A 24899-nucleotide genomic window follows, 5' to 3' on the forward strand; every position below is an offset into this window, starting at 1 on the left:
AATCGGGTCGTGCGGCGGTAAGCTCTCCCCAGGTGTGCCGGGAAGCCTGGTCGGCGTTGTTCGACGACGCCTTCTCGAGGAGTGTTCATGGACACCACCGTCGCCGGTACGGTGATCGCCCCGATGATCATCACCGTTGCGGCTCAGTACGAGGAGCACCAGCTGGTCCGAGATGACCTCGCGGAGCGCATCTCGCCAGCGACCGGGCGAACGGCGGTTGCCTTGTGCCGCAAACGGTACCTCGACGACCTGATCGGCATCTCAGATGCTGATGTGGTCGTGGTTCTCGGTGCTGGATTCGACACGAGGAGCGCCAGGTCTTCTCAACACGCGATTGGTTCCGATCCACTTCGAGAAACAGGTTCTCGCAAAGGTTCCCGCCGGGAAGTGGCGGGGTTCGTCAAGCTGTCAGCCTGCCTCTTGTCGACGTCGGAGATCGAGCGGATCGTGCATTGCGTCAAGGTGTCGGCATGACGTCCCCGGTGATCGATACACGCGGTCTCACCAAGCGTTATGGCGATGTCGTTGCGGTGGAGGACTTGTCGCTGACGGTCGCGGCAGGGGAGACCTACGCGTTGCTCGGCCTCAACGGTGCGGGCAAGATGACGACGATCCGCATGCTGCTGGGCATGGTGCGCCCTACCAGCGGATCCGTTCACGTGCTGGGAACCGCTCTCGGGCCGGGCGCACACGGGCTGTGGTCACGGGTGGGCTACCTGGTGGAAACACCTGCGGCGTATCCGGAACTCACCGTCCGGGAGAACCTGGCGGTGGCGGCTCGCTTAAGAGGCGTACTCCCGCGCAGCCGCGTGAGCGAGATGATCGAGCGGCTGAAACTGACTGCTTACGCGGACAAGCGCGCGCGAACGCTGTCGCTGGGCAATGCGCAACGACTGGGGCTGGCCAAGGCGCTGCTGCACGAACCCGACCTGCTGATCCTCGACGAGCCCGCCAACGGCCTGGACCCGGCGGGCGTCGCGGAGATCCGCGATCTGCTGCGCGAGTTGAGCCGGGATCAGGGTGTGACCGTGGTGCTGTCCAGCCACATCCTCACCGAGGTAGCGCGACTTGCGACTCGCATCGGTGTGATCCACCGCGGCCGGCTCGTCCGCGAGCTGGAAGCGGCAGATCTCAACGCATTCCTGAACCAACGCCTGTGCGTGTCAGCTCGTGACCCGGAATCGGCCGAGCGGGCGTTGACCACCGCGGGCTTCGCACCGGTCAGGTTGGACACCGGTGCTCTCGTTCTGACCGACGCCCGGTCTGTGCGGGAACCCGACGCCGTGGCCACCGTCCTCGTGGCCGCGGGCTGCCCGCCGACCCGGCTCGTCGTCGAGCAGGACGACCTGGAGACCTTCTTCCTGCGTGAGGTGGAGTCGTGATCGACGCGTTGGCGACCGAAGCGCTCAAGACGCGACGATCTCGCGTGCCGTTGGTGACCGCTGTGGTGTTCACCGTCGCTGTTCTGGTTGGCGGGCTGTTCATGTTCATCCTCCAAGACCAGGAGCGTGCTCGGTCACTCGGTTTGATCGGCACCAAGGCCGCGCTCGTCGGCGGTCAGGCGGACTGGCCGACGTACTTCTCCTTCCTCGCACAGATCACCGCTGTGGGCGGGATCGTGGTGTTCGGTCTCGTCTCGGTGTGGCTGTTCGGGCGGGAGTTCAGCCAGAACACCGTCAAGGACCTTTTGGCGTTGCCGACCTCCCGGACCTCGATCGTCGCGGCGAAGTTCGTCGTGGCTCTGGTGTGGTGCCTGGCGCTGACGTTCCAGCTGCTTGTCCTCGGCCTGCTGATCGGTGTGGCGCTCGGCCTGCCGGGTCTGTCCGCGGAAGTGCTTGCTCGCGGCGCGGCGGTGATCGTCGCGACCGCGGTGATGACGATGCTGCTCACCACGCCGATTGCGTTCGCGTCCAGCGTCGGCAGGGGCTACCTGCCGGGATTTGGAGTGATCATCGCTTCTGTCTTCTGCGCGCAGATCGTCGCCGCGCTCGGCTACGGCCGGTACTTCCCATGGTCGGTCCCGGCGTTGTTCAGCGGTCTGGCGGGTCCGGATCAGGTGCCGACCGGCGTGCTCGGCGTGGTGCTGGTCGGAGCGACGGGGGCGGTGGCGACCGCGTTGTGGTGGCGCAACGCCGATCAGGACCGCTGACCCTGGTGGCGCTCCCACAGCCAGCCGAAGCGGTCGATGCGCCACAACTGTGCCATCACGACCACGGTGGTGCCGAAGACCGTCGGCCACACCTCCAGGGCGATCAGACCCCAGAGGATCAAGCCGAATCCGATGACGCCGACGGCGACCAGCAAGCGCAGCACCGCACGGTGGTCGGGCGGTACGAGGTCGTGGTTCTCGAGCCAGGCGCGCTCGCCGTAGATGCCCCGCGCAGCCCAGCTGCGCGGTTCGCGCACAGGCGGGAACGCTCGCGGATTGACGAACAGCCAGACGACCACAGCACCGATGGGCAGAAGACTCCACCAGCCGATCCACGTGCGGCTCCAGACAGCCAGCAGCATCAACGGAATCGCGGCGAATCGCGTCCAGACGCTCCACGGGTTGGCGTGCCGTTGCCATGCTTCGTCTGTCATGCCGAAGGCCTTCGCGACGCGGTCAGCCACGTCCATTGTGGATCTCCTCCAGGTCGCGGACGGCTGTGCCGACACCGTCTTCCCCGCGGATCTGCTCGCTGAGGTCGATGGCGCGTTGCTGGAGCGCGGGATCGCTCACGGCTCGAGTGATCGCGTCGCTGAGCGAGGTGACGGTGATGTTCCGGTGGGGAAGTGGCGGAGGGGCAACGCCGACAGCGTGCATCCGCTGCGCCCAGTGGGGTTGATCGGCGACGAACGGGCAGATCACCTGGGGCAACGCCTGCCGCCAGAGCCGCGGCGGTGGTTCCTCCTCCGCCGTGGTGCACGACCGCTGCCACCTTGCCGAACAGCCAGTCGTGCGGCGCCTGGTCGATGACGAGGAGGTCGTCGGACGAGCGTGTGGCCAGCCCGCCCCAGCCGGTGGCCACGACCGCGCGCACCCCCGCATCTCTGACCGCATCGGCGACGATGTCGCCGATGCGCTGGGCGTCTCGTCCCGCCATGCTGCCGAAACCGAGGTAGACAGGCGGCGGACCCGCCTCCAGGAACGCCCGCAGCGACATCTCCGGTGACCACGCCGCGTTCCGCGGCAGGAGCCAGAAACCCGTGGTCCGCACGGATTCGGGCCATGCGGGATCGACCGGTGTCACGGCTGAGCTGAACGCCTGCAACACCAGGGCGTGGTCTGGGCCGCGACCACGTGCCAGTCCGAGGTCGTCGGCGCGCCAGGTGTTGACGACACCGTTGTAGGCGCGCATGGTCGCCGACACCGTGAGATAGGTGGCCCGGTTGAGGAACCGGGGAACTCTCGGCAGCGGCACCATGGGACAGGGGAACTCCGAGGTCGGCACCCAACCGGGCTGCAGCGTGGCCAGAACGGCAGGTACGCCGAGCAGTTCCGCCGCGTGCTGTGCGGGCACACTCGGCGAGTGCACCAGCAGATCTGCGCCGGAGGAGCATGCGACCGCACCGACGTCGCGCAGCACGTCCGCCATCAACGGCTTGATGCGCCGGATCGTCGAGATCGCTGTGAGCTTGCCGCGCACACCCCTGTACCCGCCCTCGATCGCCTTGACCATGGTCGGGTCGCGAAGCAGCCTGTTCGGTCCCTCGTCGAGCGGCGCGAACTCCACGTCGTAAGAGACAGCGCTGTCAGCGAAGGACGCGGGAGCGGCGAGCACCGCATCGTGGCCTGCCCGTCGGAAAGCCACCGCGAGCGCCAGGAACGGTTGCACATCGCCACGCGTGCCGTGGGTGACCAGCAAAGCTTTCACCGACTGTTCCTCTCGTCGATCGCGGTGAACGCGGCGAGCCAGCGGTCGTCGGCGAACAGGCCGTTGGTCAGCATTTCCAGACCGGCGCGAGCGCCACGTACCGCTGTCGCGGTCTCGGCCGGGTCGCCGCCCAGCAGCCGGCCGACGTGATCGCCGAGCACCAGCGGTGCCAGCAACCACGAGACGTAGGTGACCGTTCGCGCTCGTGCGTCCGCTGAAGTGCGAACCCAGCCCTCAGCCTCACCGGTCTCGAGCCACGTTTCCGTGCGTTCGACGATCTCGGCGAACAGCGCACGGGCCGCCGGGGTGTCGTCGAGCAACGCTCTCGCCAGGTAACGCCGGACCGGTGTCGCCGCCTGCAGCACCTCTCCCAAAGCCTCGGAGGCCGCTTCACCGCCGCTGCGGATCGAGTCGAGGACGTAGTCGTCGCAAGCCTGCCGGAGTCCGTCCTTCGAGCCGAAGTGGTGCACCACCAGCGCGGGCGAGATCCCGGCATCCGCGGCCACCGCGCGGACCGACGTGCCCGCGATGCCGTCGGTGCCGAACCGGGCGAGTGCCGCGTCACGGATACGAGCCCGTGCCGTCAGATCGGAGACTGAACGCATGTTCTGATTATTGAACGTCTGTTTAGTCCGCGTCCAGGCCAGTCGGTTTGCTTTGCTCGGAGCTTTACGGCATCTTGGCGCGCGGTGCGCCGGGAAGTCTGGTCGGCAACGCTCATCACGAACTCGTGGTGGGCCTGGTCGACGTGGGCGGAGTTCTTTGATGGCGCTGGTTCTGGCGTTCGGTGTAGTCCTGCTGATCAGCGTCTCGCTGTCCGGTCTCGCCGCCCGCACCATCCTGTCGACGGCGTTGATGTTCCTGGTGGCGGGAGCGTTGATCGGCCAAGGTGGCCTCGGGCTGGTCGACATCCCGTCCAACAGCGGGTTCGTCACAGTTCTCGCTGATCTCGCGCTTTTCACCGTCCTGTTCACCGACGGTCAGCGGGCAGGCTTGCCCGACCTGAAGCAGGGGTGGCGGCTCTCGGGCAGGGCGCTGGGCCTGGCCATGCCGCTGACCATGGTCGGCATCGCCGTGCCGACGCACTTCCTCACCGGACTGGACTGGACGACGTCGTTCCTGATCGGCGCGATCCTCTCGCCGACCGACCCCGTGTTCGCCTCCGCGATCGTGGGCCGCACCGACGTACCCGCGCGGCTGCGGCGCCTGCTCAACGTCGAGTCCGGACTCAACGACGGTCTCGCGCTGCCGTTCGTGCTCATCTTCCTGGCCACGGCCGCCAACAAGGACACCGATTTCGCCACGATCGGCATCGAACTGGTCGCAGGGCTCGCTCTGGGCGTCGTGATCCCCGCCGTCGTCGTGCTGTCGTGGCGGCTGCGGATCTTCACCGCCGAACCGCGGCTGCAAGCACTGGGGCCCCTGGCCATCGCGGTCATGCTGTACGCGGCCTGCCACCTGACGCACGCCAACCCCTACCTCGCCGCGTTCGCAGCCGGGTCGACCATCGCCACCCTGGACCGTGTCGCGGCAGAGCACTTCGAGCACTTCGGTGACCTGCTGTCGGAGATCACGAAGTTCGCGGCGCTGCTCGTCTTCGGCGCGCTGATCACACCGGAACGCCTCTCGCACCTGACCGTGGGGGACTGGGCGGTCGCGGTCATCGCGATCCTGCTCGTGCGCCCGGCGGCGATGATGTTGTCGCTTCTGCGCACACCCCTGCCCGCACGCGAACGTTCCGCCGCAGCATGGTTCGGCCCGAAGGGCTTCGCGTCGGTGGTCTACGGGCTTCTCGTCCTGCAAGCCGGGATCCCGACCGGTGAGCACGTGTTCGACCTGGTGGCGATCACCATCGCCTTGTCGATCGTGCTGCACTCCTCGACGGACGTGCCCGTGGCCAAGGCCCTGAGTTTCGAGCCTCCGGACGGGCTCCCCACAGGCAGGCCAGACGACCGAAAGGAGCGCGAGCAGGCCTGATGGGATCGCCGAACCTGACCCTCGTGTGGGCGGCGCTGGTGATGCTGTCCTTCTTCGCCATCCCGCGGCGTCACTGGTACGTGCAGTTGCCCGCTGTCCTCGGCTGGGCGTTGGTGTGGTTCGACGGCGAGTTCACAGGTCACTGGACGGACTCCCTAGGACTCGCCGTCGCCGGCTTCAGCTTGCTGTGGCTGTGGTTCGGCACACCTTCCGACAACACTGAGCGACGGGGCCACCATGAGCCCTGATGCGGAAGCGGTGTTGCGCGAACGGTGGTCGCGCAGCCAGCGGTACGTCACAGCGTTCTCCGTGTTCCTGCCGGCGTTGCAGTTCCTGCCCTGCACGGCGATCGTCCTGCTGGCAGGTGGTGGAATCATTTCGTCGGCGGCGATTGCGCTGGTGCCGATTGCTGTCGCAGCACTGGCACTGCGCCACTGGCTCCGCCGCCAGACACCTCTCGACCCGTCGTCATGGTTGCCCGCCGCGGCCATCGCAGTGGGAGCGCAGCAACTGTCCATCGCGATCCCCGGGTATGGCATTGCCACCGGCAGAACACATGACGAGCTGACCGGGCCGACCGTCTTGTTCTTCGGCAGCTGGAGTGTCGCGGCCGCGACCTGCGTGGCAGCTCATCGCGCGAGCCGAGCTCTTCTCAAGCCGCTCATCGCCGAGCTCGGATCAGCTGATGTGCGCTTGCCGCTCGACGTGCGGGCCGCGGTCAGCGGCCCTGAACTCGTGTCGGCTCAGATCGTGGTCGATCATGACCGTGTCGAGTGGACCGTGCGCTTGTACGCGGGCCTTGGTCGGGGTTCGCGGTTGGACAACTCGGTTCCGTTCCGCGAACTCATCCGCGTGTTGCCGGTGACCTTGCCAGCTGTTCCCGTGCTGCGGCCGTGGACCGTTCTGCCCGGAGGCATCACGTTGTACGCCCAAGCAGGGCCGGCTGTCCTGTTGACCTCCATGAACGACGAGTGGCTCATCCCTGTGCACGACGCGGTGCTCGTCACCGAACTGCTGAACCGTCGCCAAGAACTGTGGGTACTGGGAACGAACTGACTCACGCCCGGCCAGGCGGTGAGCTGAGTCGGCAGTGGACGTGGCCGATGTTGGGCGTCGAGGACGGCTGAAGAGCGCTCAGGGCTGTTCGGCGCAGACTTCGAGGAGCAGGTCTCCCTCGCGCAGCACGTGCGGCTCGGCTTGATCACGCCAGTGGCGTGTGTTCTCCCGCGTGGCGGCGAGTACTTCAGGGGCGCACTCAGTCAGGCGCAGGCCGATCTCGTTGCGCAGGACGGCTCGCTCGACGAACACCAGGTCCTCGAGCTCGCACGTGCAGTCGTCTGGCGGCGACGCGTCCTCGACGACGCGGTCAGCGCCGAGGTACAACCCCACTTCCCGCCAATGCGGCTCGTGGAAGGCGACCATCACGATCGCCTGGTCGTTGAGCCAGCGAACCGCGCACAGGATGCGCAAGGCGACAGCGTCGTCCGCTACCGTAACGATCACCCGTGTCGCGCGCGGGACGTCGGCTTCGCGCAACGCGGTGACATCGGTGCCGTTGCCGAGCACAGACCGGGCCCCACGCTGCGATACGAGGTTGGCGCGAGCAAGATCGGTGTCGATCACGGCCAGGGACCCGAGCTGGGGCCCGAACATCGCTCCGAGCACCCGCTGCCCACGCTCGCCGTAGCCGATCAAGACGGTGTGTGAATCCAAAGCAACTCCTGGATGGCGGAGCGGCAGATCAGCCGCCGACCAGACTTCCCGGCACACCTGGGAAGGAAGGATAACCGATGACCGACCAACTGAGCGCCGTCCAGATCCTGGTGCGTTGTCAGCCGTCTGCGGGACCGCGATTCCTTGCTGCCGCACTGCTTCTCGTATTCGTTGCCTGCTGATGCACGTCCGGGATGCCGTCGTTGTCCGCGTCGAGAGTCTCTTCCTCGTGGATCCGGCGGTACACCCTGTTGCGCACGCGAAGGATCACGGTCGCGATCAGCGCGGACAGCACCGAGCCCAGCAGCACGGCCACCTTGGCGTTGCTGTAGTCGGCGCTGCCCTCGCCGAACGACAGTTCGCTGATCAGGAGTGAGACGGTGAACCCGATGCCGGCGAGAATCGACAGGCCGACCACGTCGATCCAGGCCAGGTCGTCGTCCAGATCGGCCTTGGTGAACCGCGCGACCAGCCAGGTGGCCGCGGTGATGCCGATCGGTTTGCCCAGCAGCAGCCCGAGAACGATGCCGAGCGTCACGCTGTCGGTGAGCGAGGTGACGAAACCGCTCAGGCCTCCGATCGAGACGCCGGCGGCGGCGAAGGCGAAGATAGGAACGGCCACACCGGTGGACAGAGGCTGCCACCGGTGCTGGAAGATCTCGGCCAGGCCGGGGCCCTCGCCAGATTTGCGGATCACCGGCACGGCGAATCCGAGCAGCACGCCCGCCACGGTTGCGTGGATCCCGGAGGCGTGCATGAGTGCCCACGTCGCCACCGCGAGGGGAATCAGCAGCCACCACGACCGGACGCGTCGCTGCACGAGCACGGTGAACAACGCCAGCGGGACGAACATCAGCAGCAACGGCACCAGTGACAGGTCGTCGGTGTAGAAGAGGGCGATGATCACGATGGCGATCAGGTCGTCCACAACGGCGAGGGTCAGCAGGAACGTGCGCAGCGCGGAAGGCAGACACCTGCCGATGACCGCGAGCACCGCGAGCGCGAACGCGATGTCGGTAGCGGTGGGGATGGCCCAGCCGGACAACGCGGGGCCGCCTCCGAGGTTGATCGCGACGAAGATCAACGCCGGGACGAGGACGCCGCCGAATGCAGCCGCGATCGGGACGGCGGCGCGGCGGGGATCGCGCAGGTCGCCGGCGACGAACTCGCGTTTGAGTTCCAGGCCGGCGACGAAGAAGAAGATGACCAGCAGGCCGTCGGAGGCCCATTCGGCGAGACTGAGGCGCAGGTGCAGCGATTCAGGGCCGATCTCGACGGTGCGCAGGGTTTCGTAGATCGATGCCCACGGCGAGTTGGCCCACACCAGGCCCACCACTGCCGCGATCAGCATGATGACGCCGCCGACGGTCTCCAGGCGGAGCAGGTCGGCGATGCGCTTGGTCTCGGGCCAGGACGCGCGGCTGAACAGCCGGGTCTTCACGGGTTCCACAGCTCACTCCGGGTGTCGTCGGCCGCAACGCCGACCAGACTTCCCGGCACACCATGCCGCTCGTCACGGCAACGGTCCGACCGTACCTCACGATCAGGCAGCGGGCCTGTCGATGTGATCTTGTCCGGAACGGATCAGGTTGATGTCCCGCGGTTCCGCCACGTCTGGACGATGACGACCACCGGGCCGCACGCGGTCACCGCCGCGCCGATCGCGATCAGCACGGTCGATGACAGCGACACGCCCGTGATGACCACCACCAGGCCAACGGCGTAGATCAGCAGCAGGCCGATCAGCCTCAGCACACGCGGCGGCAGCAGGCGATGCGGTGGCGGCGTTGTGGCGAGTTTGGCTGCGAACGTGGGATCGTCCTCGGCGAGACGTTGCGCGATGTCGTCCAGTTCGCGCTGCTCGTCCTCGGCCAATCCCATTGTCACGCACCTCCCCAACCCGCCACATCGACTATTCGCGCCTGCTCAGCGATCCGCCAGTTCCGGTCGCAGCGCGGACCGCGCGTTCACCGGTTCGGCGGCTTCTGCCGCGTCCGCGACCGCTTCGGCAGCGGCCTCGCTCGCCCGGGCCACGTCCTTCTCTGCCTGTGCCGCGGCAGCCTCGACGGCTTCGTCAGGCTTGGCGGCGGCCGCCGATCGCGGCAGCACATCGGAGAACGCCTTCGAGACGTCTTGCAGTGCGGTGGTGACCTCGCTCGGAATCACCCAGAACGTGTTACCGGGACCCTCCGCGAGCTTGGGCAGCATCTGCAGGTACTGGTAGGCGAGCAGCTTCGGGTCGGGGTCGTTGCGGTGCACCGACTGGAAGACCTGGTCGATCGCGCGGGACTCGCCTTCCGCCTTCAGGATCGTGGCGGCCCGGTTTCCTTCGGCGCGCAACACGGCGGCCTGCTTGTCGCCCTCGGCCGTGAGGATCTGCGACTGCCGCTGCCCTTCGGCGTTCAGGATCGCGGCCCGCTTGTCGCGTTCGGCCCGCATCTGCTTCTCCATCGCCTCCTTGATGCTCTGCGGCGGGTCGATGGCCTTGATCTCCACCCGGTTGACCCGCAGGCCCCACTTACCGGTCGCGTCGTCGAGCACACCGCGCAACTGGTTGTTGATCGTGTCGCGTGAGGTGAGGGTCTTCTCGAGATCCATGGACCCGACGACGTTGCGCAGGGTGGTGACCGTGAGCTGCTCGACCGCCTGCAGGAAGCTGGCGATCTCGTAGGCGGCGGCGCGGGGGTCGGTGACCTGGAAGTACAGCACCGTGTCGATCTCCACGACCAGGTTGTCCTCGGTGATCACCGGCTGCGGCTGGAAGGACACCACCTGCTCGCGCAGGTCGATCGCCGGGTAGACGCGGTCGATGTAAGGGATGACGAAGTTGAGACCGGGCTTGAGGGTGCGCTGGTAGCGGCCTAGACGTTCGACGTTGCGCGCTCGGGCCTGCGGCACGATGCGCACGGCGCGCAGGACCGTGAACGCCGCGAAGATCGCGAGCACGAGTCCGGCGACGAGCAATGTGGACATGGACTCACTCCCGTGGATAGACGACGGCGGTGGTGCCATCGATGTGCAGAACGTCGACCGTGCTTCCGGCGGGGATGACGAGCGACTCGTCGTACGGACGGGCCGTCCAGTCCTCGCCACGGAGGCGCACGAGGCCCTCGTGGCCGTTCACCTCGCGGAGCACGTAGGCCGAAGCGCCGACCAACGCTTCCACGCCGAACCGTTCGAGCCGCGGCTGCAGCATCATTCGCCGCGCCCAGGGCCTGATGAGCACCACACCGGCGGTGGACACGACGCTGAACACCACGAGCTGGCCAAGAAGCGGCAGACCGATCGCCGCCGTCCCCGCCGTGGCGACAGCCGCGGTGGCGAGGATGCCCAGTGCCGCGGTGAAGGTGAAGATCTCAGCGATGGCCAGCACCAACGCGATGACCAACCAGATGAGCCAGGGATCCATGGTGCGACCCTCCCTAGGTGGAGGTACGCCTCGAACGTGCGACGTCTCCCCTTCATCGTGGATCCGATCCTGTCCGGCGGACAGGTGTCCGCCCGGCCAGTTGGACCGCCGTTGCCTGCCGGTGCCCGGCAATCAGCGGATCGGCGCAGCCTGGGGCCAGCCGAGCAGGCGCGCACCGAGCACCGCCACCTGAAGGGTGAACGCCTGGGCGGGATCGTCGGCGCGGTAGCCGGTCAGTTCGCGCACCCGATCGAGGCGGTAGGTGACTGTGCGCACGCCGACGCCGAGATTCTTTGCGGTAGTGGTCGTCACCCGCCCGGAAGCGAAGTACGCCTCCAGCGTGTCCATCAGACGCTCAGCCCCTCCGCGAGCGCCCAGCAGCGGCTCGAGCACGGCGGTGACGAGTTCGCCGAGTGCCGCGCTGTCACGCTGAAGTACTTGGTAGACCAGGAGATCGGCGGCTTTGACGAGCCGCTCGCTCAGGTTGAGCCGTTCGGCGAGGTCGAGGGCGTTGCGGGCCTGTTCGAAGGAGCGGACCGCGCCTCCGGGACCGGACTGCGGCTGGCCGAGACCGACCCGCCACGCGGAGGTCCGTCCCACCACCTCACCGACCTGACGCGCGAACTCCTCAGGCGCGCCTTCGAGGTTGTGCGGGACCACGCACACCAGGAGGCCTTCGCGCGCGGCCACGAGCACATGGCGGGAGCTGAACCGCAGACTCATGGCGGCCTGGACACTCGGGGTCGCCGTACCCGAGTCGAGGAACGGCTCGGACGTGGATGCCGCTGCGACGACGTTCGTGCCGGCGAGCTGCAACCCGTACCGCTCCGCGCGTTCCGCGAGCTGGCCGAGGTCGCGCCCGGTGAGCAGGTCGTCGATGAACTCGTGACGCAGCGACTCATCGCGGCGCAGGGTCCAGCGCTGGCTCTCCTCGTAGCCCTTGGTCAACTCGCCGACGGCATCCTCCGCCGCCTGGAACAAGGCGTCACCAATTCGTTTCAGCGCGTCGGCGCTCGCTGCGGCGTCCTCGCCGGGCAAGGTGGCCCAGGTTCGCCCTGTCGCCTCGAGATACCCCTTGATCAGCTCGCGCAGCGGCACCCCGCGCGCCGCAGCGTCGGCACCCGTGTCGTGCAGGTCACGCCGTTCTTTGGCCGAGAGCGATCTTCTCGCCCGGCTGATATCTCGTAGTGCCTGAACGAACACCGGCACATCCGCAGTCATCTTGTGCGGCGCTGGGCCGGTCTTCCTGGTCATGTGACCTCCGTGGAGTCAGGCGCGAGCTCAGCGCGGACCTCGGAGGCCAATGCCGTCAACGCTTCATCGATCCATGCGTCGACACGCGTCCTGCGCACGCCGCGCGGTACGTGCAGGTCGACCGACACCACGCTCGTGTTGTCGCCGAGCCGGAGTACCCGCAGCCGGCCCGAGTAATCGGCACCGCTGTCGGAACCCCACTGGACGCACAGTCGCTTCCAGTCGATCATGATTGGCATCTCGACATCCCGGTCGCGGAACCACAGGCGCAGAAGTCGCGGCCCCGAGAGCTCGGTCTCGACACCTGGTGGCAACCACGCCGTGTTCGCCAGGTCGGCGGCGATCTGGAACACGGTGTCGGCGTCAGCAGGGATCGAACGGCTTCGTGGCAACGCAGTCACACTCCTTTGTGGACTTCGGAGCTCAAGCGGCGAGCTCGGCGACTTGCTGCGCAAGAGCGGGCAACGCCTCCGTCCTCTGTTTTGTCGCGTACCGCTCGACCATGAGGTGCTGGACCTGCTTGCGAACAATCCTGTGCGCCTCGACGATGCACACCATGAGATCCGCAGAGACGAGCTGAGGGCTCTTCCCCTGAATTCCTTCGGTCAACGCGATGCCGGTGGTGACCCCGTCCGCGTTCACCGTCACCGAGACGGAGCCGTCGTCAGTGGACGAAGTCGCCTTCGCGGCGCCGAGCAGTCGCATCATCTCGTGGTACCGAGCGCGTTCCTGCTCGATCGCAGCCTCGACGCGCTGTTCCCACCGCGTCTTCCGTCTGCGTAGCAGCGCACACATCGCCGCCGCCTCGTGCGCGGGAACCGTCCACCGGCCCGACGAGGTGTGCAGCACCAAGGCGGGCGATGTGCCTTTGTCCACGCTTGCCATCGTGATGTTCACGTCGTGGAGGTTGCGGAAAGACACGCCCGCATCGAGCCGGCCACCTGCGGTGCGACAGGTCCAGTCGACTCGGTCGGTGCCGATGATGATGCGGGACAACGAACTGCGGAACACCAGCTGGAGCGGAGTGGAACCGAGCTCGGCAACCGGCGACGCGAGCAACGAACGGCACGCGCGCCGGGCGAGCGAGCACGCCGATCCCGCGCTCAGAATCCCGAGGGCGAGCAACGCTTTCAGTGCCACAGCGGTCCCGGTCGCCGAACGCAGGGCCACGCCGAAACCCGGCACCACGCCGAACACGAGTTGGCTGCCGGTCATCAGCACTGTCGCGGGGAACCACGAGGCGGGATCGGTGAGACCGTCGCGACGCAGCCACGCCACAAGCGCTACGGACAACAGGGCCGCCACGACAACGGGAATCACCGACCATGTCGTCGCTGAGACAGCCGGGTGGGGAAACAGCGCGAACGTCAGGCAGATCAACACGAGCAACGCGGGAAGACCCACCATCGAGGCCAGCAGGAGCACTCTAGCGTGGTGCCATCGTGCGGCCAGAGCGACAGCTACTTGTGGGCTGTCGATCATCGGAATCATGCGGGGAATCAAAACCACGGCACACCTCACCCCTAGCGGTCCTGTGGCGTGAACGCCTTGCAGGACGGGAGTAGAAGAGCAGCTCGAACCGAGTGCCCGCCAAGCCGGGAGAACGCGCGGTTCAGCGTTCGGGCGGATGGCCCGTCTTGCTCGACAGGGGGAGGAAACATGCGGAGGAGGATGATCGAAGCCGGGGCATGGCACCTCAAGTCGTGTATCCGTTCGTCACCGTGTTGTGACGGACGGGCCGACCAGGCTTCCCGGCGCTCCACCCATAAAGATGCCGTAAGAACGTTCGCAAGGCAAACCCCGGATGAACCACCCGCATTCAGAGGGGTCACTGTCGCCGCATGTCATCGGCAGATCGACCAGACGTTCAGGTCGGTGCGAGCCGGTGAGCTGGCTGGACAGCTTGGTGAGCATCCTCCGATCGGATGATGCTCACCGCTTGCCTCGTATGCTTCGCTACGCGCGGATCGTGACCAGCGCCGGAAGGATCGCCGTCACGACGATGCCGAGCATCACCAACATGGCCGACCGCACCCCGACGCCGCCGACCAGCGGCGTCGACGTTGCCGCATATGCGAGCAGCAACAGTACGACGAACAACACCCTGGGAGACAACCGGTGGTGCTGAGATGCCTTGCCGGTCAGTCGTCGTCGAAGATGTCGAGTGCGTCTCCCAGCAACTCGGATCCACCGATCGCTCCGTCCCAATGCCCACGAGCTGACATGCACCTGAAAGCCGACGCGCCGGCTTGCCGACTCTTCGTCCACTTACGCCAGAACCTTCGGACCGAGTCACGCCACATCCTCGAACACCTCGCGCAGACAGAGATGCGTCGCCGCGCCACCTGAACAGCACAGCAGATGCCGCTCCTGATGCTCGTCGTCCAAGTCATGCGACCCGCCCTTGGGAACGCGTACTTTCTGGCCTGATCGCGCTGCTGGCCGCGCACGAGTTGTGAGACGAGGCCGCCCTGGGCGAACTTGCGAACCGGGTCACCGGACTCGGGCACGCGGGCGACGCTCGGATGCTGTCGATCGGACTCGCAGGGCAAGCCCACCACGACGTGCTGATCGGCGACCTCGCCGCAGCCGACGAGCACCGGGCGCACTATCGCGACGTGTACGAGGCTCTGACCGGAACCCCGGCCTTCCCTTCGGTGGACGTGCTCGTGCACGCCTGGCGCGGGCAACGCCACCGCGCACGGCTTGGCCGCCCGCTGCGCAGCCCTGCTCGCAGATCCCCAGCAGGCCGAGCCGCACTACGTCGCCGCCCTCACCCACCTCGACGGCACCCGGCTGTCCCTGGAACGAGCACGCACCCAACTGCTGTACGGCGAGTGACTGCGCCGTCAGCGGCGCCGCGCCGACGCCCGAACCCAACTGCACGCCGCGCTTCGCACGTTCACCACTGCCGGTGCCACCGCCTTCGCCGCCCGCACCCGCGCCGAACTGGTCGCGGCCGGAGCGCAGCTCACCGAACGCCTTGCCGCACCAGACGACGCCTACGAAACACTGACCGCCCAGGAAGCACGCGTCACCCGCCTCGCCGCAGCCGGCGCCACGAACCAGGAGATCGCCGTCAGTCTCGTGGTCAGCCCCACCACCGTGGACTGCCACCTGCGCAAGGTCTTCCGGAAACTCCGGATCACCTCTGGCCGACAGCGCCGCAGCCTGCACCACGCCTGACACTCAACGTGTTCGGCCGACACGGCTCAGCGCTGGTCTGCGGCTCGGCGAAGCCGGTGGGTGAATGTTCGGCCCGTCGAGGTTGAGTACACGCTTCGCTGACCGTGAACCTCGAGAACGGATCAAGCGCCATCCTGCGCTCGCCTTCGGTGCCTGGCGTGCCGGGAACCAGATCGCTAGCAGTCCGCTGGCCTTGCACATCTGCAAGTTCTCGATGGCTCCGCGATGAAGTCCTTTGCCTCGCGGGACCGAGCATGTCCGGACTGTCCAAGAAGGAGTGACCGATCCGCGTCTGTTCGCTGCGGTCGTGCTTGTCACAGTGGCGAACACGGTCGTGTTCGGCCTGACCGCCAGCCCTGGTCACGGGCTTTGCTCGAAGGTCCGGTCCAGTGATCGTCGCGCTGTGCCGGCCGTGAACTCAACCGCTGGACAGGGGTGCCGGCAGCGGTGATCGACCGTATCAATCAGGGGGCGTGCGTCCGACGTCCGGCTTGTCCGGTCCGCCGGCGGGCAGGTTGTCAGGTGGCTCGATCCGCAGGGCCTTGGCGACCGGGACGTCCGAAGAGGAGTGCAGGACGATGGACAGGGCGATGGTGACAGCGACGAGGTCGAAGACGTGTGAGGCTTCGGGCAGGCCGGACTGCACGACGAGCAGACCGTAGACGACCGACGCGAAGCCCTTGGGCCCGAACCACGCTGCAGCCGCCCGTTCTTGCTTGCTCAGCCTGCTGCGCAGCAGCGAGAGGGCGATCGACAGTGGTCGTACGAGCAGGATCGCCACCACCGGGACCAGCCAGTCACCGACGCTCAGATGCGACAACCTTTCAGGGGTGATCATCGCCCCGAAGACGAGCAGCGCGCCGAACTTGGTGGTCTCCGACAGCAGATCGCCGAAGTGCTCAAACCGCTCGGCCGCAGTCGGGGTGAGGGTCGCGATGGTGGAACCGGCAGCGAAGGCAGCCAGGTAGGGGTTTGCGTGGGTCAGATCCGCTGCCGCGTAGACGACGATGCCCACCGACAGCGGCCCGAGCGCCTGCAGGCGGGGTTCTGCGCCCAGGAGCGGCAACCTCAGTGCCAGCGCCACGAGACCGGGTACCGCGACGCCGAGGACCAGGCCGAGGACGAGTTCGAGAGCGATCTCGCCGGGGTGCGCGGTCTCGTGCGAGGCCGTAGCCAGGAAGAGAAGCACGAACGGAAGGGCCAAGCCGTCGTTGAGACCGGACTCGACGTTGAGCAGGCGCCGCAACCGCAGTGGTACGTCCTCGCGGCCGACGATCGCGGAGGCGAAAACCGGGTCAGTGGGGGACAGGATCGCACCCAGCAGGAAAGCGGTGGCCCAGTCCAGGCCGGCCAGGTAGTGCGCGGGCACCGCGATGCCGATCATGGCCAGCGGCATGCCGATGCCCAGTGCCTTGCCCGAACTACGCCATCCCTCGCGCAACGCGGGCAATCCGGCCCGCTGCCCGTCGGTGAACAACACCGTGAACAGGGCCAGGTCGGCCAGCGCCGAGACGAACCCGCTGTCGGAGGGGATCTCCACCACGCTGAATCCGCCATGGCCCAGCAGAGCCCCGGCGAGGAGCACCATCAACGCCGTCGAGAGCACTGTGCGTGCCGCCAGCCCTGACAACGCGACGCTGACCAGCATCACCACACCGAAAGCCAGCACCAGCGTCACGGAAGAGCTCCAGTTCTCCCGGCTGCCTACCGGGGAGTGCTGAACGGGACACGGGTTCGCGATACCCGCCAGACGGGCAGCCAATCGAGATGGGGACCTTGCGATCGCCCGACGGATTGCATCCAAATCGAGGCGCTTTGGGAGGTCCTGCCATGGACCTGCACCGAGGACGCCAGTCACCGATGTCCGCGAGACCAACGCAACCGGGTCCCGACCACCGCGTCGCGCGTGACCATGACACTGCCAGGTGGCTGCGGCTCCGATGCCGTAGACCAATCCACCGGCACGCCAGCGAACGCGAATGTTCTAGGTGTCAACTCCCCGCGACGCGCTGACAGCGCCGGGCGGTGTCTGACTGCGGTCCGCGCGTCGACCTCGACCCGGCACCACCGTTGTCGGCGGGGACGCTGAGGAGATCAGCCTGCCAGCCGGCCGCCGCCCGGCACACCGAGTGCTTAGCCAGTGCTCGCCGTGTGCCAGCCGATCCGTCGGGACGCCCGACAGGCGAAAGGTGGTCGCAAGGTTCTGGTAGCGGCCTATGGGAACCCGACAGAGGACACGAGTGAAACGAAACGAACCTGAGCGGGAGCAAGTCCTTCCCGCACGGGCTTAGCGGTCCGGGTTCCCCTGGCCATCGCGTTGTCCAGGTGCGGTGCCACGGAAACCGATCGCTGACGGTGACGCGCCGAGCATGTCGAGCACGCTGAACTGGGAGACCAAAGGTGGACAGGATGATCGAGCGTGACTACGGGCGCCGCTTGGACTAGATCGAGCAGGCGTGGGGTGACCGACTCGCGTCCGCTCTTGTCGTCACCGTTTTGGTCGGCTTCTTGGTCATCAACTCCGACGTCGTGCTGTTGTGAGCACCGGATGCCGCCAGTCGGTTCGCTGGTGGTCGTCAGCCGTCGCAGCCAAGGAAACCTGCAGAAGAGTTGAGCGGCGTGGCGACATGGAGGCAGGAGGAATTCATCGTGCGTGCTGGCCAGGTCGGAGGTCTCGGCAGGTCGAACGCACTCGTGATGGGCGCGTCAGCGCTGTTGCTGTTCAGCGCCGTCGCCTACGCCGGCGACCCTGCCCAGGACGACAGCGCTGCGCAGCAGATCACCGGCGCCGCGGGTACCGAACAACGCGAGTACTTCGGCTCGGACCCGTTCGCCGGCGACGGGCTGATCGTCAACGCCGTCCTCACCGAGGTGCTCGGACAGAAGTCGTTCGTGTTCGGCGGGAGCAAGTACGGCGACGAGCCGCTGCTCGTGCTCTCCACCGAGAACGCGGATGCCGTCAGAGAGGGCGATGACTTCCAAGTGAGCCACATCGTGGAGCAGTTCCACCTGGCCGACCAACGCCACCGCTACGGGCTGCTCGACAACACCTACTACGACGAAGAGTTCCTGGTCGCGCACGAGGTGCGACAGGGCGTGTCCACACGGTCAGAGACCACCACATCGTCGAGTTGACGGACGGGAAGGAGAATCATGGAGGTGTCGAACGATAGCGCGATCGTCGTCGGCGTGGACGGAACGGAGCCGTCGGAGCGGGCTGCCCGGTGGGCTGCACGGCAGGCGGCGATCTTCGGCAAACCGCTGCTGCTGGTGTACGCCATGCAGTGGCCGGTTTACACCAGTGCGCACCTGCATGCCCCTGTGGGCATCGGTGCCATGGAACCGGGCGTCACCGAGGAGCCGATGCGGCGATGGGCGCGGGACATGCTCGAAGGGCTTGCCGAACACTGCCGCCAGACTGCCGGTGTCGACGTGCACACCGAGATCTTCTCGGGTGATCCGGCGGACGCGGTGATCTTGGCCGCGGATCGGGTGGCATTCGTGGTGGTCGGCCACTCCGACCACGGCGGTGTGGCCGAGTTCCTGCTCGGGTCCACCGCGCAGCGACTCGCACGGTCGTGCCCATGGCCGGTCGTCGTCGTCCGGGATGAGGTCGCGGTCGACGGCAGGCGTGACGACGGACCGGTGGTAGTCGGAGTGGACGGATCCCCTGTCAGCGGGCGGGCTCTCCGGTTCGCCTTCGGATTCGCCGCCCGACATGCCGCCGAGGTCGTGGTCCTGCACGCCGCCGACGGAGAGGTCACTACCGTGGTCGAGCCCGTGAAGACCCACGACGAGGCGTTGCTGCGCGAGGACTTGGGCCCGGTGGGCACGGAGCTGGCCGCCTGTGCACAGCGGTACCCAGGCGTTCGGCACCAATTGATGTCCGTCGGTGGCCCTGTGGTGGATGGATTGCTCTCCGCGTCCGCCGACGCGTCCCTGTTAGTCGTCGGCAGCCACGGCAAGGGCGCGGTTCGCCGGGCGTTCATGGGCTCGGTCAGCCACGCGGTTATCGACCGCGCTTCATGCCCGGTGGCGGTTCTGACCCACCAGACGAGGGAGTCCGGCCAGCGCTGACGCCCTGACCCGGCGAGTGGACACTCGTCTCGCTTGCTCATCTGAGGAATCCTGGGGTACCCCAGGATTCGGCGGTTCAGGGGCTCGCCAGACCGTCGGCGGCCTCGTTGCCGACGAGCCGGAGCAGGTCATCGTCGTCGCCGCCGCGTCGTGGGCCCGCTCGTGACGAACGCGGCAAGGTCGCGCGCCGCGGGGCAAGCATGCGACGGCAATTCAGGTCTGGGGAATTCTGCAGCACCTTGACACGGCCTGGGCGGGCGAGCGTCATGCTCTGCACGCGGCCGTTGATCCCCGTGGTGCAGATGTTGAAGCGACTGCTCGCAGAACGAGCTCCGCACAACGGTGTGGATATGTCGAGAAAGTCCACTTGCGACAGTTCAGGACTTCGGCACGTCGGGTACGTTCTCGAGGGCATCTAGGTTTCCCGCCGAGCTCAGGGGAATGACGCTGAAGCTGCCATCGGTTTCCAGGACGACAGCCATGACTTGGTTGAGGCCACCCTGTCCTTGCGCCCGCACAGCTTGGAGCACCTCGGCGTGGCTGACACGTTGGTCGCGCATCGCCTCGGCGCGTAAACGGCCCCGCCACACCAGCAGGGTCGGAGTTGCCTTCACCGCTCGGCGGACCAGTGGTACGCGCACCGAGGTCCAAGCGACGGCGAACTGCGCGCAGATCAGCAGCCCCAACGCCAGGACCCCCTCCGCCAGCGCTACGCCGGAAGTGAGCAGAACGGTGGCCAGGGTGGAACCGAGAGCCACCGTCACCACCAAGTCGAAGGCGTTCATCTTGGCCAAGGTTCGCTTGCCCGCGAGCCGTAGCAGGAGCACCAGCGCCGCATAGGCGCATGCGCCCACGATCACCACCCGCAGCAGCCCGGTCCATGAATCGAAGAACATGCCCAGGTCTACCCAGCCGCGCTCGGGCGAAGCGCAGTGGAGTGAACGGCGCCCTGCGCTGCCACCGTTGCAAGGAGATCGCAAGATTCAGTCCCTGCTCCCGCAGGGACGCCGTGCGCCAATTCGACGAAGCACTGCGGCGAGGAACGGCGACTCCCGCTTGCGAAGTCTGGAGATTGGGGCAGCGGCCTGAACGGGTGAGTTCGATGGCCAGCATGCGCCGGCGTCCCGTCGGCACGCACTTGCCGCGTGCACCGAACATCGGGCAACAAGCAAGACGCGCCAGCAGCTGCGGATCGGGCGTTCACGATGATGGCACGCTCCGCGAAGAAGCGCTCTCCGATCTTGTCGACATCAACAGCCGCAGGTATCCGGGACCGCTGATCGACAAGACGGGACACGAAGGAGGAGCACAAGTTCACCGCGCTCTGAGCGCCACAATGGGACTACGCAGGCGCGGTACAGGTGTTCCACGACAGCCCGGCACCTCGCCCCGACTGTGAAATGCCAGCGGCCCGAGTTTGTATCCGACTGGCAACCTCGACGGCGGAACGTCGCCCGCTCGCGCTTCGATCAACGCGATGACAGGGCTGCACGCCGACGCGCCCAGCAACTTCTGCCCGCGGCGGCCCCTACCCACCGGACGAAACGCACGGGCGATGGTTGATCCATATCGAACTCGATCAGGTGGTCTGACCTTGCGAGTAGCTGACGGACCGGGAGCTGACAGGGCGAACGGGTACGCCCGAAGGGGAACCCGGTAGCGAAGATGGGAGCGACCCAAATGTTTCGCAAATATACTCGAAAGGGATTGTCGGCAGCCGCGTTGTCCCTGGCAGTCGCGGCGTCGACCGCGTGCGGTGGCGCCACTGCAGGCGATCCGGTCGGCACACCCACCACCTCAGGCGAGGTGGAGGCCGAGGCCCTACGTGATAGCGAGAGCGCAAATCGGTGCCTCACCGCTGATCTGCGCGTGCACCTTGGTCCTGGCAACAACGACATGCAGGGCATCCATGTGCCGCTGCGTTTCACCAACACCGCCGGCCAGCCGTGCACATTGCACGGTGCACCTGGTGTCTCTTACGTCACCGGTCAGGGCGGCGAGCAGATCGGGTTGCCGGCGCAGCGCCACGTCGACGGGCCGGTGGTGACCCTGAAGCCTGGCGCGACGGCATCCGCGGCCCTGTTCCTGTCCAGTGCGCCGCAGAAAACACCGGATTGTGAAGAGGTGCAGGCCGGCGGCTTGCGGGTTTACCCGCCGAACGCCACAGAACCTGAGTTCGTCGGCCACACCGCCACAACTTGCGCGCCGCCGCTCGGCGGCCCGTTCCTCGAGGTCGGTCCTGTCCGGCCCGGAGCCGACAACACCCGGATCTGAGGCCGGCTCCATGTGCGGGTCGACCGGCGACTCCAGTGCACTGGTGCCAAGGCCTGCACAGCAGCGCGCCCGGCCAGGCATCAGTTGGCGAACGAGCTTCGACATGATCCCTCTTGCTCGCTCGTGGCCTGAGCTCTTGTCTCGTCGCTGCTGTAACGGCGCCCATCGGTTCCGGCAAGGCATCTGAGCCTTGGCTCGCCGCATGGAATCCAGATTCGGTGAGCTTCGTTCGGCACCAGGTCACAATCGAGTGAACCCTTGTCCTCCAGGGGTGTCACAGCCAGCCGTCGCGGTACTCGTTCAGTGTGGTCTGGCCGTGTTCATGAACCTCGCAGTGCGGCTTGCCCGGCGATGGCGTTGCTGCTGAACGACGTACCTGTCAGTTCAACGAGGACTGTGTGACGGACTGATGGACGCATTTGCTCGGTGCGATGGCCTTCGACTTCGATGTGTCGATTCCGGGCTGGGGTGCACCGCGAGTACTTCCAGATCGAGCAGGACGAACGGTCGTGAACGGTCGACTTTCTCTAGGAAGGGCGAACGAGGATGCCGGACGAGTTGCCTCCGGGCCGAAGCCTGGTCAAGGCGAAGATCATCGCGGCGTTGGTGGTGCTTGCCTTCCTGGTGGGGCTGCTCTTCGTGGCGATCAACCGAGGCCCGAATGACGCGTACATCGCATTGGTCGCCCTGACGATCGCCGGGCTTGTGCTCGCGCTGCTCGTCGCCTGGTACCGCCGCAAGCGCTGGCCGACGAGTCGTAACCTAGGGTCTGATGTGGACGGTTCCGCCGAGGTGCGACAGCGACGGGTTACCTGATTGTTGTGCCGTTCCGAAGTGCTCTGGGCGTGGTGACGGGTAGCCGTACGCAAGGTCGTGATTGCTCGAGCGAGCAGAGGTCGCGATGAACAACGAGCAGGTCTGTCGAACGGCAGTGGTCGTGATGGCGGCGGACGCCGGCGAGCGCCGTTGGAGACCTGCTCGAAGCTCTGCGCCTGACTGAACCAGGCCAGCACGTGAGGGTGACCGTTGTTCGTGCAGGACAACGACACGCATTTGAAGTCACCATCACCGCTCGCATGCGCTGAGACGGAGGCCAACCGCATGAAGCTTTTGATCGGCACGGTTGTCACGCTGATGTTCGTGCTCGCGTCGTGCGGCGAACCTCAACGTGTGCTGCAGAGCGGAACGATCGGCGCAAACGGCGAGGTCGGTGATGTTCTGCTGCGCAACATCCACGTGACGCCACCGGGTGGAGACGGCTACGAGCAGGGTGCGAACGCAGTGGTGCAGTTCGCGGTGTTCAACCGTGCCGGGGAGGCGGATGCGCTCATCGACGTTCGAAGCGATGCCGCCCAGGACATCGTGATGCACTGGGACACCCAGTGCGACGGCAGGACAGAGCCGGTGGAGCGTCTTCCGTTGCTGGCCGACGGCGGGGTTGCCCGGCTGAGCGGAGCACTGCTGGCCTACCACCTGGAGATGATCGACCTGACCCACGAGGTGCGCGCGGGCACTGATGTCGCGGTCACCTTCGAGTTCGAGCGAGCCGGCAGCACCACACTCGACGTCCCGGTGGAGGTCGCCTCCGAAGCAGTCGGCTCCAGGCACCCGCGACAATGCCCGGCTTCGGACAGCGCGCCGCCCGTCAGCCGACCGGCGGCCCCCTCGACGGAGACGCGGCGATGAGCGTTTCCCGAGACACGAAGGGTAGGACGTTCTTTGGTCACCCGCGAGGGCTGGCGAACCTCTTCGGCGTAGAGATGTGGGAGCGGTTCTCGTTCTACGGGATGCAGGGCATTCTCACGATCTACCTGTACTACGCCGCGTCCGAGGGCGGTCTCGGGCTGTCGGAGGCCACCGCGACGAGCATCGTCGGCGCCTACGGTGGGCTGGTCTACCTGTCGACCATCGCCGGCGCCTGGGCCGCCGACCGACTGCTCGGTTCGGAACGCGTGCTGTTCTTCAGCGCGGTTCTGATCATGTTCGGCCATGTCGCTCTCGCGCTGCTGCCGGGCTTCGCGGGTGTCGGTGTCGGGTTGTGCGCGGTCGCGCTCGGCAGCGGTGGCCTCAAGGCGAACGCCACCTCACTGGTGGGTTCGCTGTACGACAGGGACGATCCCCGCAGGGATGCTGGCTTCTCGTTGTTCTACCTCGGTGTGAACCTCGGTGCGCTGGCCGGGCCTCTGCTGACGGGCCTGGCCCAGAAGGAACTCGGATTCCACTACGGATTCGGGCTGGCGGCGATCGGCATGGCCGCAGGACTGATCCAGTACACGTTGGGGCGGAAGAACTTCGCGCCCGAGGAGAGCGCGGCACCCAACCCGTTGCCCGCGTCGAAACGGCTGCTGGCCGCCGTCGTGGCCGTCGCGGCGATCACCGCCGTCGTCGTGCTGGTGCTCACCGAGGTCATCACCCTGGCCAACCTGGCCAACGTCACGATCGTCGTCATCGTGATCGCCGCCGTCGCCTACTTCGCGGTGATCCTCTCCAGCAAGAGGATCACCGCGACGGAACGCAAGCGGGTCTGGAGTTTCGTGCCCATGTTCCTGGCAAGCTTCGTGTTCTTCTCGTTGTTCCAGCAGCAGTTCACCGTCGTGGCCATCTACGTCGACCAACGGCTCGACCGGTCGCTGTTCGGCTGGCAGATGCCGGTGGCGTGGGCCAACTCGATCAACCCTGTCTTCATCATCCTGCTGGCGGGCGTGTTCGCCGCACTCTGGACCAAGCTGGGTACGCGGCAGCCGTCCACGCCGATCAAGTTCTCTCTCGGCACCACGCTGATGGGCCTGGCGTTCCTGATGTTCCTGCCGATGGCGGGCGAACGAGGCAACACGACACCGTTGCTGGCGCTGGTGGGCATCCTGCTGGTGTTCAGCATCGCGGAGCTGTCGTTGTCACCGGTCGGGTTGTCACTATCCACGAAGCTGGCGCCCAAAGCCTTCCACACGCAGATGGTGGCGCTGAACTTCTTGTCCATCGCGCTCGGCACAGCCACCGCGGGATCGCTCGCATCGCTCTACAGCGTCGACAACGAGGCCACCTATTTCGCGATCGTCGGTGGCACCGCGGTGGCGTTCGGTGTGCTGATCGCGGTGGCCAGCCCGTTCATCCGGCGACTGATGTCCGGTGTGCACTGATCTGAAAGGTGAACC

At 66.7% G+C, this 24899-nt stretch carries 29 protein-coding genes; 14 read left to right on the forward strand and 15 right to left on the reverse strand.

Going from position 1 to position 24899, the window contains the following annotated elements:
* The first annotated feature begins 87 nt into the window (after positions 1–87).
* The 3 genes from ORI60_RS10815 to ORI60_RS10825 are packed head-to-tail and all read left to right on the forward strand — an operon-like array spanning position 88 to position 2149.
* A complete protein-coding gene (locus tag ORI60_RS10815; RefSeq protein ID WP_266036815.1) occupies positions 88–474 on the forward strand; it encodes a class I SAM-dependent methyltransferase in 387 nt (128 codons plus the stop codon).
* Positions 471–1382, forward strand: coding sequence for an ABC transporter ATP-binding protein (locus ORI60_RS10820; protein ID WP_266036817.1), 912 nt, complete (start codon positions 471–473; stop codon positions 1380–1382). Before ORI60_RS10815 ends, ORI60_RS10820 begins: the two co-directional genes overlap by 4 nt.
* Positions 1379–2149: an ABC transporter permease gene (locus tag ORI60_RS10825; protein WP_266036818.1), complete on the forward strand. Its 771-nt coding sequence runs from the start codon at positions 1379–1381 to the stop codon at positions 2147–2149. The genes ORI60_RS10820 and ORI60_RS10825 overlap by 4 nt, the downstream gene beginning before the upstream one ends.
* On the opposite strand, the gene ORI60_RS10830 is transcribed toward ORI60_RS10825, so the two are convergent.
* The 3 genes from ORI60_RS10830 to ORI60_RS10840 are packed head-to-tail and all read right to left on the reverse strand — an operon-like array spanning position 2137 to position 4462.
* Positions 2137–2619: a DUF6653 family protein gene (locus tag ORI60_RS10830; protein WP_266036820.1), complete on the reverse strand. Its 483-nt coding sequence runs from the start codon at positions 2617–2619 to the stop codon at positions 2137–2139. The two genes, ORI60_RS10825 and ORI60_RS10830, sit on opposite strands and share 13 nt — an antisense overlap.
* Positions 2580–3848, reverse strand: a complete 1269-nt coding sequence (locus ORI60_RS10835; RefSeq protein ID WP_266036822.1) for a glycosyltransferase — start codon at positions 3846–3848, stop codon at positions 2580–2582. Before ORI60_RS10835 ends, ORI60_RS10830 begins: the two co-directional genes overlap by 40 nt.
* A gap of 5 nt (positions 3849–3853) precedes the next feature.
* Positions 3854–4462: a TetR/AcrR family transcriptional regulator gene (locus ORI60_RS10840; protein ID WP_266036824.1), complete on the reverse strand. Its 609-nt coding sequence runs from the start codon at positions 4460–4462 to the stop codon at positions 3854–3856.
* A gap of 160 nt (positions 4463–4622) precedes the next feature.
* Between ORI60_RS10840 and ORI60_RS10845 the strand changes: the two genes are divergently transcribed.
* Genes ORI60_RS10845 through ORI60_RS10855 form a run of 3 tightly spaced genes read left to right on the forward strand, consistent with a single transcriptional unit; the run spans position 4623 to position 6890 of the window.
* Positions 4623–5834 (forward strand): cation:proton antiporter, encoded by a 1212-nt coding sequence (locus tag ORI60_RS10845; RefSeq protein ID WP_266036826.1) that lies wholly within the window; start codon positions 4623–4625, stop codon positions 5832–5834.
* Positions 5834–6082 (forward strand): hypothetical protein, encoded by a 249-nt coding sequence (locus ORI60_RS10850; protein WP_266036828.1) that lies wholly within the window; start codon positions 5834–5836, stop codon positions 6080–6082. The genes ORI60_RS10845 and ORI60_RS10850 overlap by 1 nt, the downstream gene beginning before the upstream one ends.
* Entirely contained in the window at positions 6072–6890 is an 819-nt protein-coding gene (locus tag ORI60_RS10855; protein ID WP_266036830.1) for a hypothetical protein, read from the forward strand. Before ORI60_RS10850 ends, ORI60_RS10855 begins: the two co-directional genes overlap by 11 nt.
* A gap of 78 nt (positions 6891–6968) precedes the next feature.
* Here the strand turns inward: ORI60_RS10855 and ORI60_RS10860 are convergent, their stop codons facing one another.
* The 9 genes from ORI60_RS10860 to ORI60_RS10900 form a co-directional block, all read right to left on the reverse strand.
* The gene (locus ORI60_RS10860) at positions 6969–7529 is read right to left on the reverse strand and encodes an NAD-binding protein (RefSeq protein WP_266036832.1); all 561 of its coding nucleotides are present in this window, start codon (positions 7527–7529) and stop codon (positions 6969–6971) included.
* A gap of 136 nt (positions 7530–7665) precedes the next feature.
* The gene (gene nhaA, locus ORI60_RS10865) at positions 7666–8997 is read right to left on the reverse strand and encodes a Na+/H+ antiporter NhaA (protein WP_266036834.1); all 1332 of its coding nucleotides are present in this window, start codon (positions 8995–8997) and stop codon (positions 7666–7668) included.
* 134 nt (positions 8998–9131) lie between these two features.
* The gene (locus tag ORI60_RS10870) at positions 9132–9428 is read right to left on the reverse strand and encodes a DUF3040 domain-containing protein (protein ID WP_266036836.1); all 297 of its coding nucleotides are present in this window, start codon (positions 9426–9428) and stop codon (positions 9132–9134) included.
* Between the two features lie 45 nt (positions 9429–9473).
* Positions 9474–10520: an SPFH domain-containing protein gene (locus ORI60_RS10875; RefSeq protein WP_266036839.1), complete on the reverse strand. Its 1047-nt coding sequence runs from the start codon at positions 10518–10520 to the stop codon at positions 9474–9476.
* 4 nt (positions 10521–10524) lie between these two features.
* On the reverse strand, positions 10525–10956 hold the full coding sequence (locus ORI60_RS10880; RefSeq protein WP_266036841.1) for an NfeD family protein: 432 nt from the start codon (positions 10954–10956) through the stop codon (positions 10525–10527).
* Between the two features lie 132 nt (positions 10957–11088).
* The gene (locus ORI60_RS10885; RefSeq protein ID WP_266036843.1) at positions 11089–12210 is read right to left on the reverse strand and encodes a PucR family transcriptional regulator; all 1122 of its coding nucleotides are present in this window, start codon (positions 12208–12210) and stop codon (positions 11089–11091) included.
* Positions 12207–12611 (reverse strand): SRPBCC family protein, encoded by a 405-nt coding sequence (locus ORI60_RS10890; protein WP_266036845.1) that lies wholly within the window; start codon positions 12609–12611, stop codon positions 12207–12209. Before ORI60_RS10890 ends, ORI60_RS10885 begins: the two co-directional genes overlap by 4 nt.
* A gap of 22 nt (positions 12612–12633) precedes the next feature.
* Entirely contained in the window at positions 12634–13701 is a 1068-nt protein-coding gene (locus tag ORI60_RS10895; protein ID WP_266036847.1) for a hypothetical protein, read from the reverse strand.
* Positions 13702–14166: 465 nt separating this feature from the next.
* Complete coding sequence (locus ORI60_RS10900) at positions 14167–14313, reverse strand: hypothetical protein (protein WP_266036849.1); 147 nt, start codon at positions 14311–14313, stop codon at positions 14167–14169.
* Between the two features lie 603 nt (positions 14314–14916).
* Between ORI60_RS10900 and ORI60_RS10905 the strand changes: the two genes are divergently transcribed.
* Positions 14917–15051, forward strand: a complete 135-nt coding sequence (locus ORI60_RS10905) for a hypothetical protein (protein ID WP_266036850.1) — start codon at positions 14917–14919, stop codon at positions 15049–15051.
* 171 nt (positions 15052–15222) lie between these two features.
* Positions 15223–15396: a helix-turn-helix domain-containing protein gene (locus ORI60_RS44735; protein ID WP_416234395.1), complete on the forward strand. Its 174-nt coding sequence runs from the start codon at positions 15223–15225 to the stop codon at positions 15394–15396.
* A gap of 460 nt (positions 15397–15856) precedes the next feature.
* Here ORI60_RS44735 and ORI60_RS10910 read toward each other — a convergent pair whose 3' ends face one another.
* The gene (locus tag ORI60_RS10910; protein ID WP_266036851.1) at positions 15857–17074 is read right to left on the reverse strand and encodes a cation:proton antiporter; all 1218 of its coding nucleotides are present in this window, start codon (positions 17072–17074) and stop codon (positions 15857–15859) included.
* A gap of 971 nt (positions 17075–18045) precedes the next feature.
* On the opposite strand from ORI60_RS10910, the gene ORI60_RS10915 reads away from it, so the two are divergent.
* Together ORI60_RS10915 and ORI60_RS10920 are read left to right on the forward strand one after the other, a co-directional pair.
* Positions 18046–18531, forward strand: coding sequence for a hypothetical protein (locus tag ORI60_RS10915; RefSeq protein WP_266036852.1), 486 nt, complete (start codon positions 18046–18048; stop codon positions 18529–18531).
* Positions 18532–18549: 18 nt separating this feature from the next.
* Positions 18550–19473, forward strand: a complete 924-nt coding sequence (locus ORI60_RS10920; RefSeq protein ID WP_266036854.1) for a universal stress protein — start codon at positions 18550–18552, stop codon at positions 19471–19473.
* Positions 19474–19549: 76 nt separating this feature from the next.
* Here ORI60_RS10920 and ORI60_RS10925 read toward each other — a convergent pair whose 3' ends face one another.
* Both ORI60_RS10925 and ORI60_RS10930 read right to left on the reverse strand, forming a co-directional pair.
* Positions 19550–19840, reverse strand: coding sequence for a hypothetical protein (locus ORI60_RS10925; protein WP_266036856.1), 291 nt, complete (start codon positions 19838–19840; stop codon positions 19550–19552).
* 10 nt (positions 19841–19850) lie between these two features.
* Complete coding sequence (locus ORI60_RS10930) at positions 19851–20369, reverse strand: DUF421 domain-containing protein (RefSeq protein ID WP_266036857.1); 519 nt, start codon at positions 20367–20369, stop codon at positions 19851–19853.
* A gap of 826 nt (positions 20370–21195) precedes the next feature.
* Here ORI60_RS10930 and ORI60_RS10935 point away from each other — a divergent pair.
* The 4 genes from ORI60_RS10935 to ORI60_RS10950 all read left to right on the forward strand — a co-directional run bounded on the left by ORI60_RS10935 (position 21196) and on the right by ORI60_RS10950 (position 24884).
* Complete coding sequence (locus tag ORI60_RS10935) at positions 21196–21747, forward strand: DUF4232 domain-containing protein (RefSeq protein WP_266036858.1); 552 nt, start codon at positions 21196–21198, stop codon at positions 21745–21747.
* Positions 21748–22293: 546 nt separating this feature from the next.
* Complete coding sequence (locus tag ORI60_RS10940; protein WP_266036859.1) at positions 22294–22563, forward strand: hypothetical protein; 270 nt, start codon at positions 22294–22296, stop codon at positions 22561–22563.
* Positions 22564–22779: 216 nt separating this feature from the next.
* Positions 22780–23433: a copper chaperone PCu(A)C gene (locus ORI60_RS10945; RefSeq protein ID WP_266036860.1), complete on the forward strand. Its 654-nt coding sequence runs from the start codon at positions 22780–22782 to the stop codon at positions 23431–23433.
* The gene (locus ORI60_RS10950) at positions 23430–24884 is read left to right on the forward strand and encodes a peptide MFS transporter (RefSeq protein ID WP_266036862.1); all 1455 of its coding nucleotides are present in this window, start codon (positions 23430–23432) and stop codon (positions 24882–24884) included. The genes ORI60_RS10945 and ORI60_RS10950 overlap by 4 nt, the downstream gene beginning before the upstream one ends.
* Positions 24885–24899 lie beyond the last annotated feature (15 nt).

Source organism: Lentzea sp. NEAU-D7 (genome assembly GCF_026242055.1).
Classification (GTDB): Bacteria; Actinomycetota; Actinomycetes; order Mycobacteriales; family Pseudonocardiaceae; genus Lentzea.

Coding starts and splice junctions, on each gene's coding strand:
- ORI60_RS10815 (WP_266036815.1), top strand. CDS start 88: ATGGACACCACCGTCGCCGGTACGGTGATCGCCCCGATGATCATCACC.
- ORI60_RS10820 (WP_266036817.1), top strand. CDS start 471: ATGACGTCCCCGGTGATCGATACACGCGGTCTCACCAAGCGTTATGGC.
- ORI60_RS10830 (WP_266036820.1), bottom strand. CDS start 2,619: ATGGACGTGGCTGACCGCGTCGCGAAGGCCTTCGGCATGACAGACGAA.
- ORI60_RS10840 (WP_266036824.1), bottom strand. CDS start 4,462: ATGCGTTCAGTCTCCGATCTGACGGCACGGGCTCGTATCCGTGACGCG.
- ORI60_RS10845 (WP_266036826.1), top strand. CDS start 4,623: ATGGCGCTGGTTCTGGCGTTCGGTGTAGTCCTGCTGATCAGCGTCTCG.
- ORI60_RS10850 (WP_266036828.1), top strand. CDS start 5,834: ATGGGATCGCCGAACCTGACCCTCGTGTGGGCGGCGCTGGTGATGCTG.
- ORI60_RS10855 (WP_266036830.1), top strand. CDS start 6,072: ATGAGCCCTGATGCGGAAGCGGTGTTGCGCGAACGGTGGTCGCGCAGC.
- ORI60_RS10870 (WP_266036836.1), bottom strand. CDS start 9,428: ATGGGATTGGCCGAGGACGAGCAGCGCGAACTGGACGACATCGCGCAA.
- ORI60_RS10875 (WP_266036839.1), bottom strand. CDS start 10,520: ATGTCCACATTGCTCGTCGCCGGACTCGTGCTCGCGATCTTCGCGGCG.
- ORI60_RS10880 (WP_266036841.1), bottom strand. CDS start 10,956: ATGGATCCCTGGCTCATCTGGTTGGTCATCGCGTTGGTGCTGGCCATC.
- ORI60_RS10885 (WP_266036843.1), bottom strand. CDS start 12,210: ATGACCAGGAAGACCGGCCCAGCGCCGCACAAGATGACTGCGGATGTG.
- ORI60_RS10895 (WP_266036847.1), bottom strand. CDS start 13,701: ATGATTCCGATGATCGACAGCCCACAAGTAGCTGTCGCTCTGGCCGCA.
- ORI60_RS10920 (WP_266036854.1), top strand. CDS start 18,550: ATGGAGGTGTCGAACGATAGCGCGATCGTCGTCGGCGTGGACGGAACG.
- ORI60_RS10930 (WP_266036857.1), bottom strand. CDS start 20,369: ATGTTCTTCGATTCATGGACCGGGCTGCTGCGGGTGGTGATCGTGGGC.
- ORI60_RS10940 (WP_266036859.1), top strand. CDS start 22,294: ATGCCGGACGAGTTGCCTCCGGGCCGAAGCCTGGTCAAGGCGAAGATC.
- ORI60_RS10950 (WP_266036862.1), top strand. CDS start 23,430: ATGAGCGTTTCCCGAGACACGAAGGGTAGGACGTTCTTTGGTCACCCG.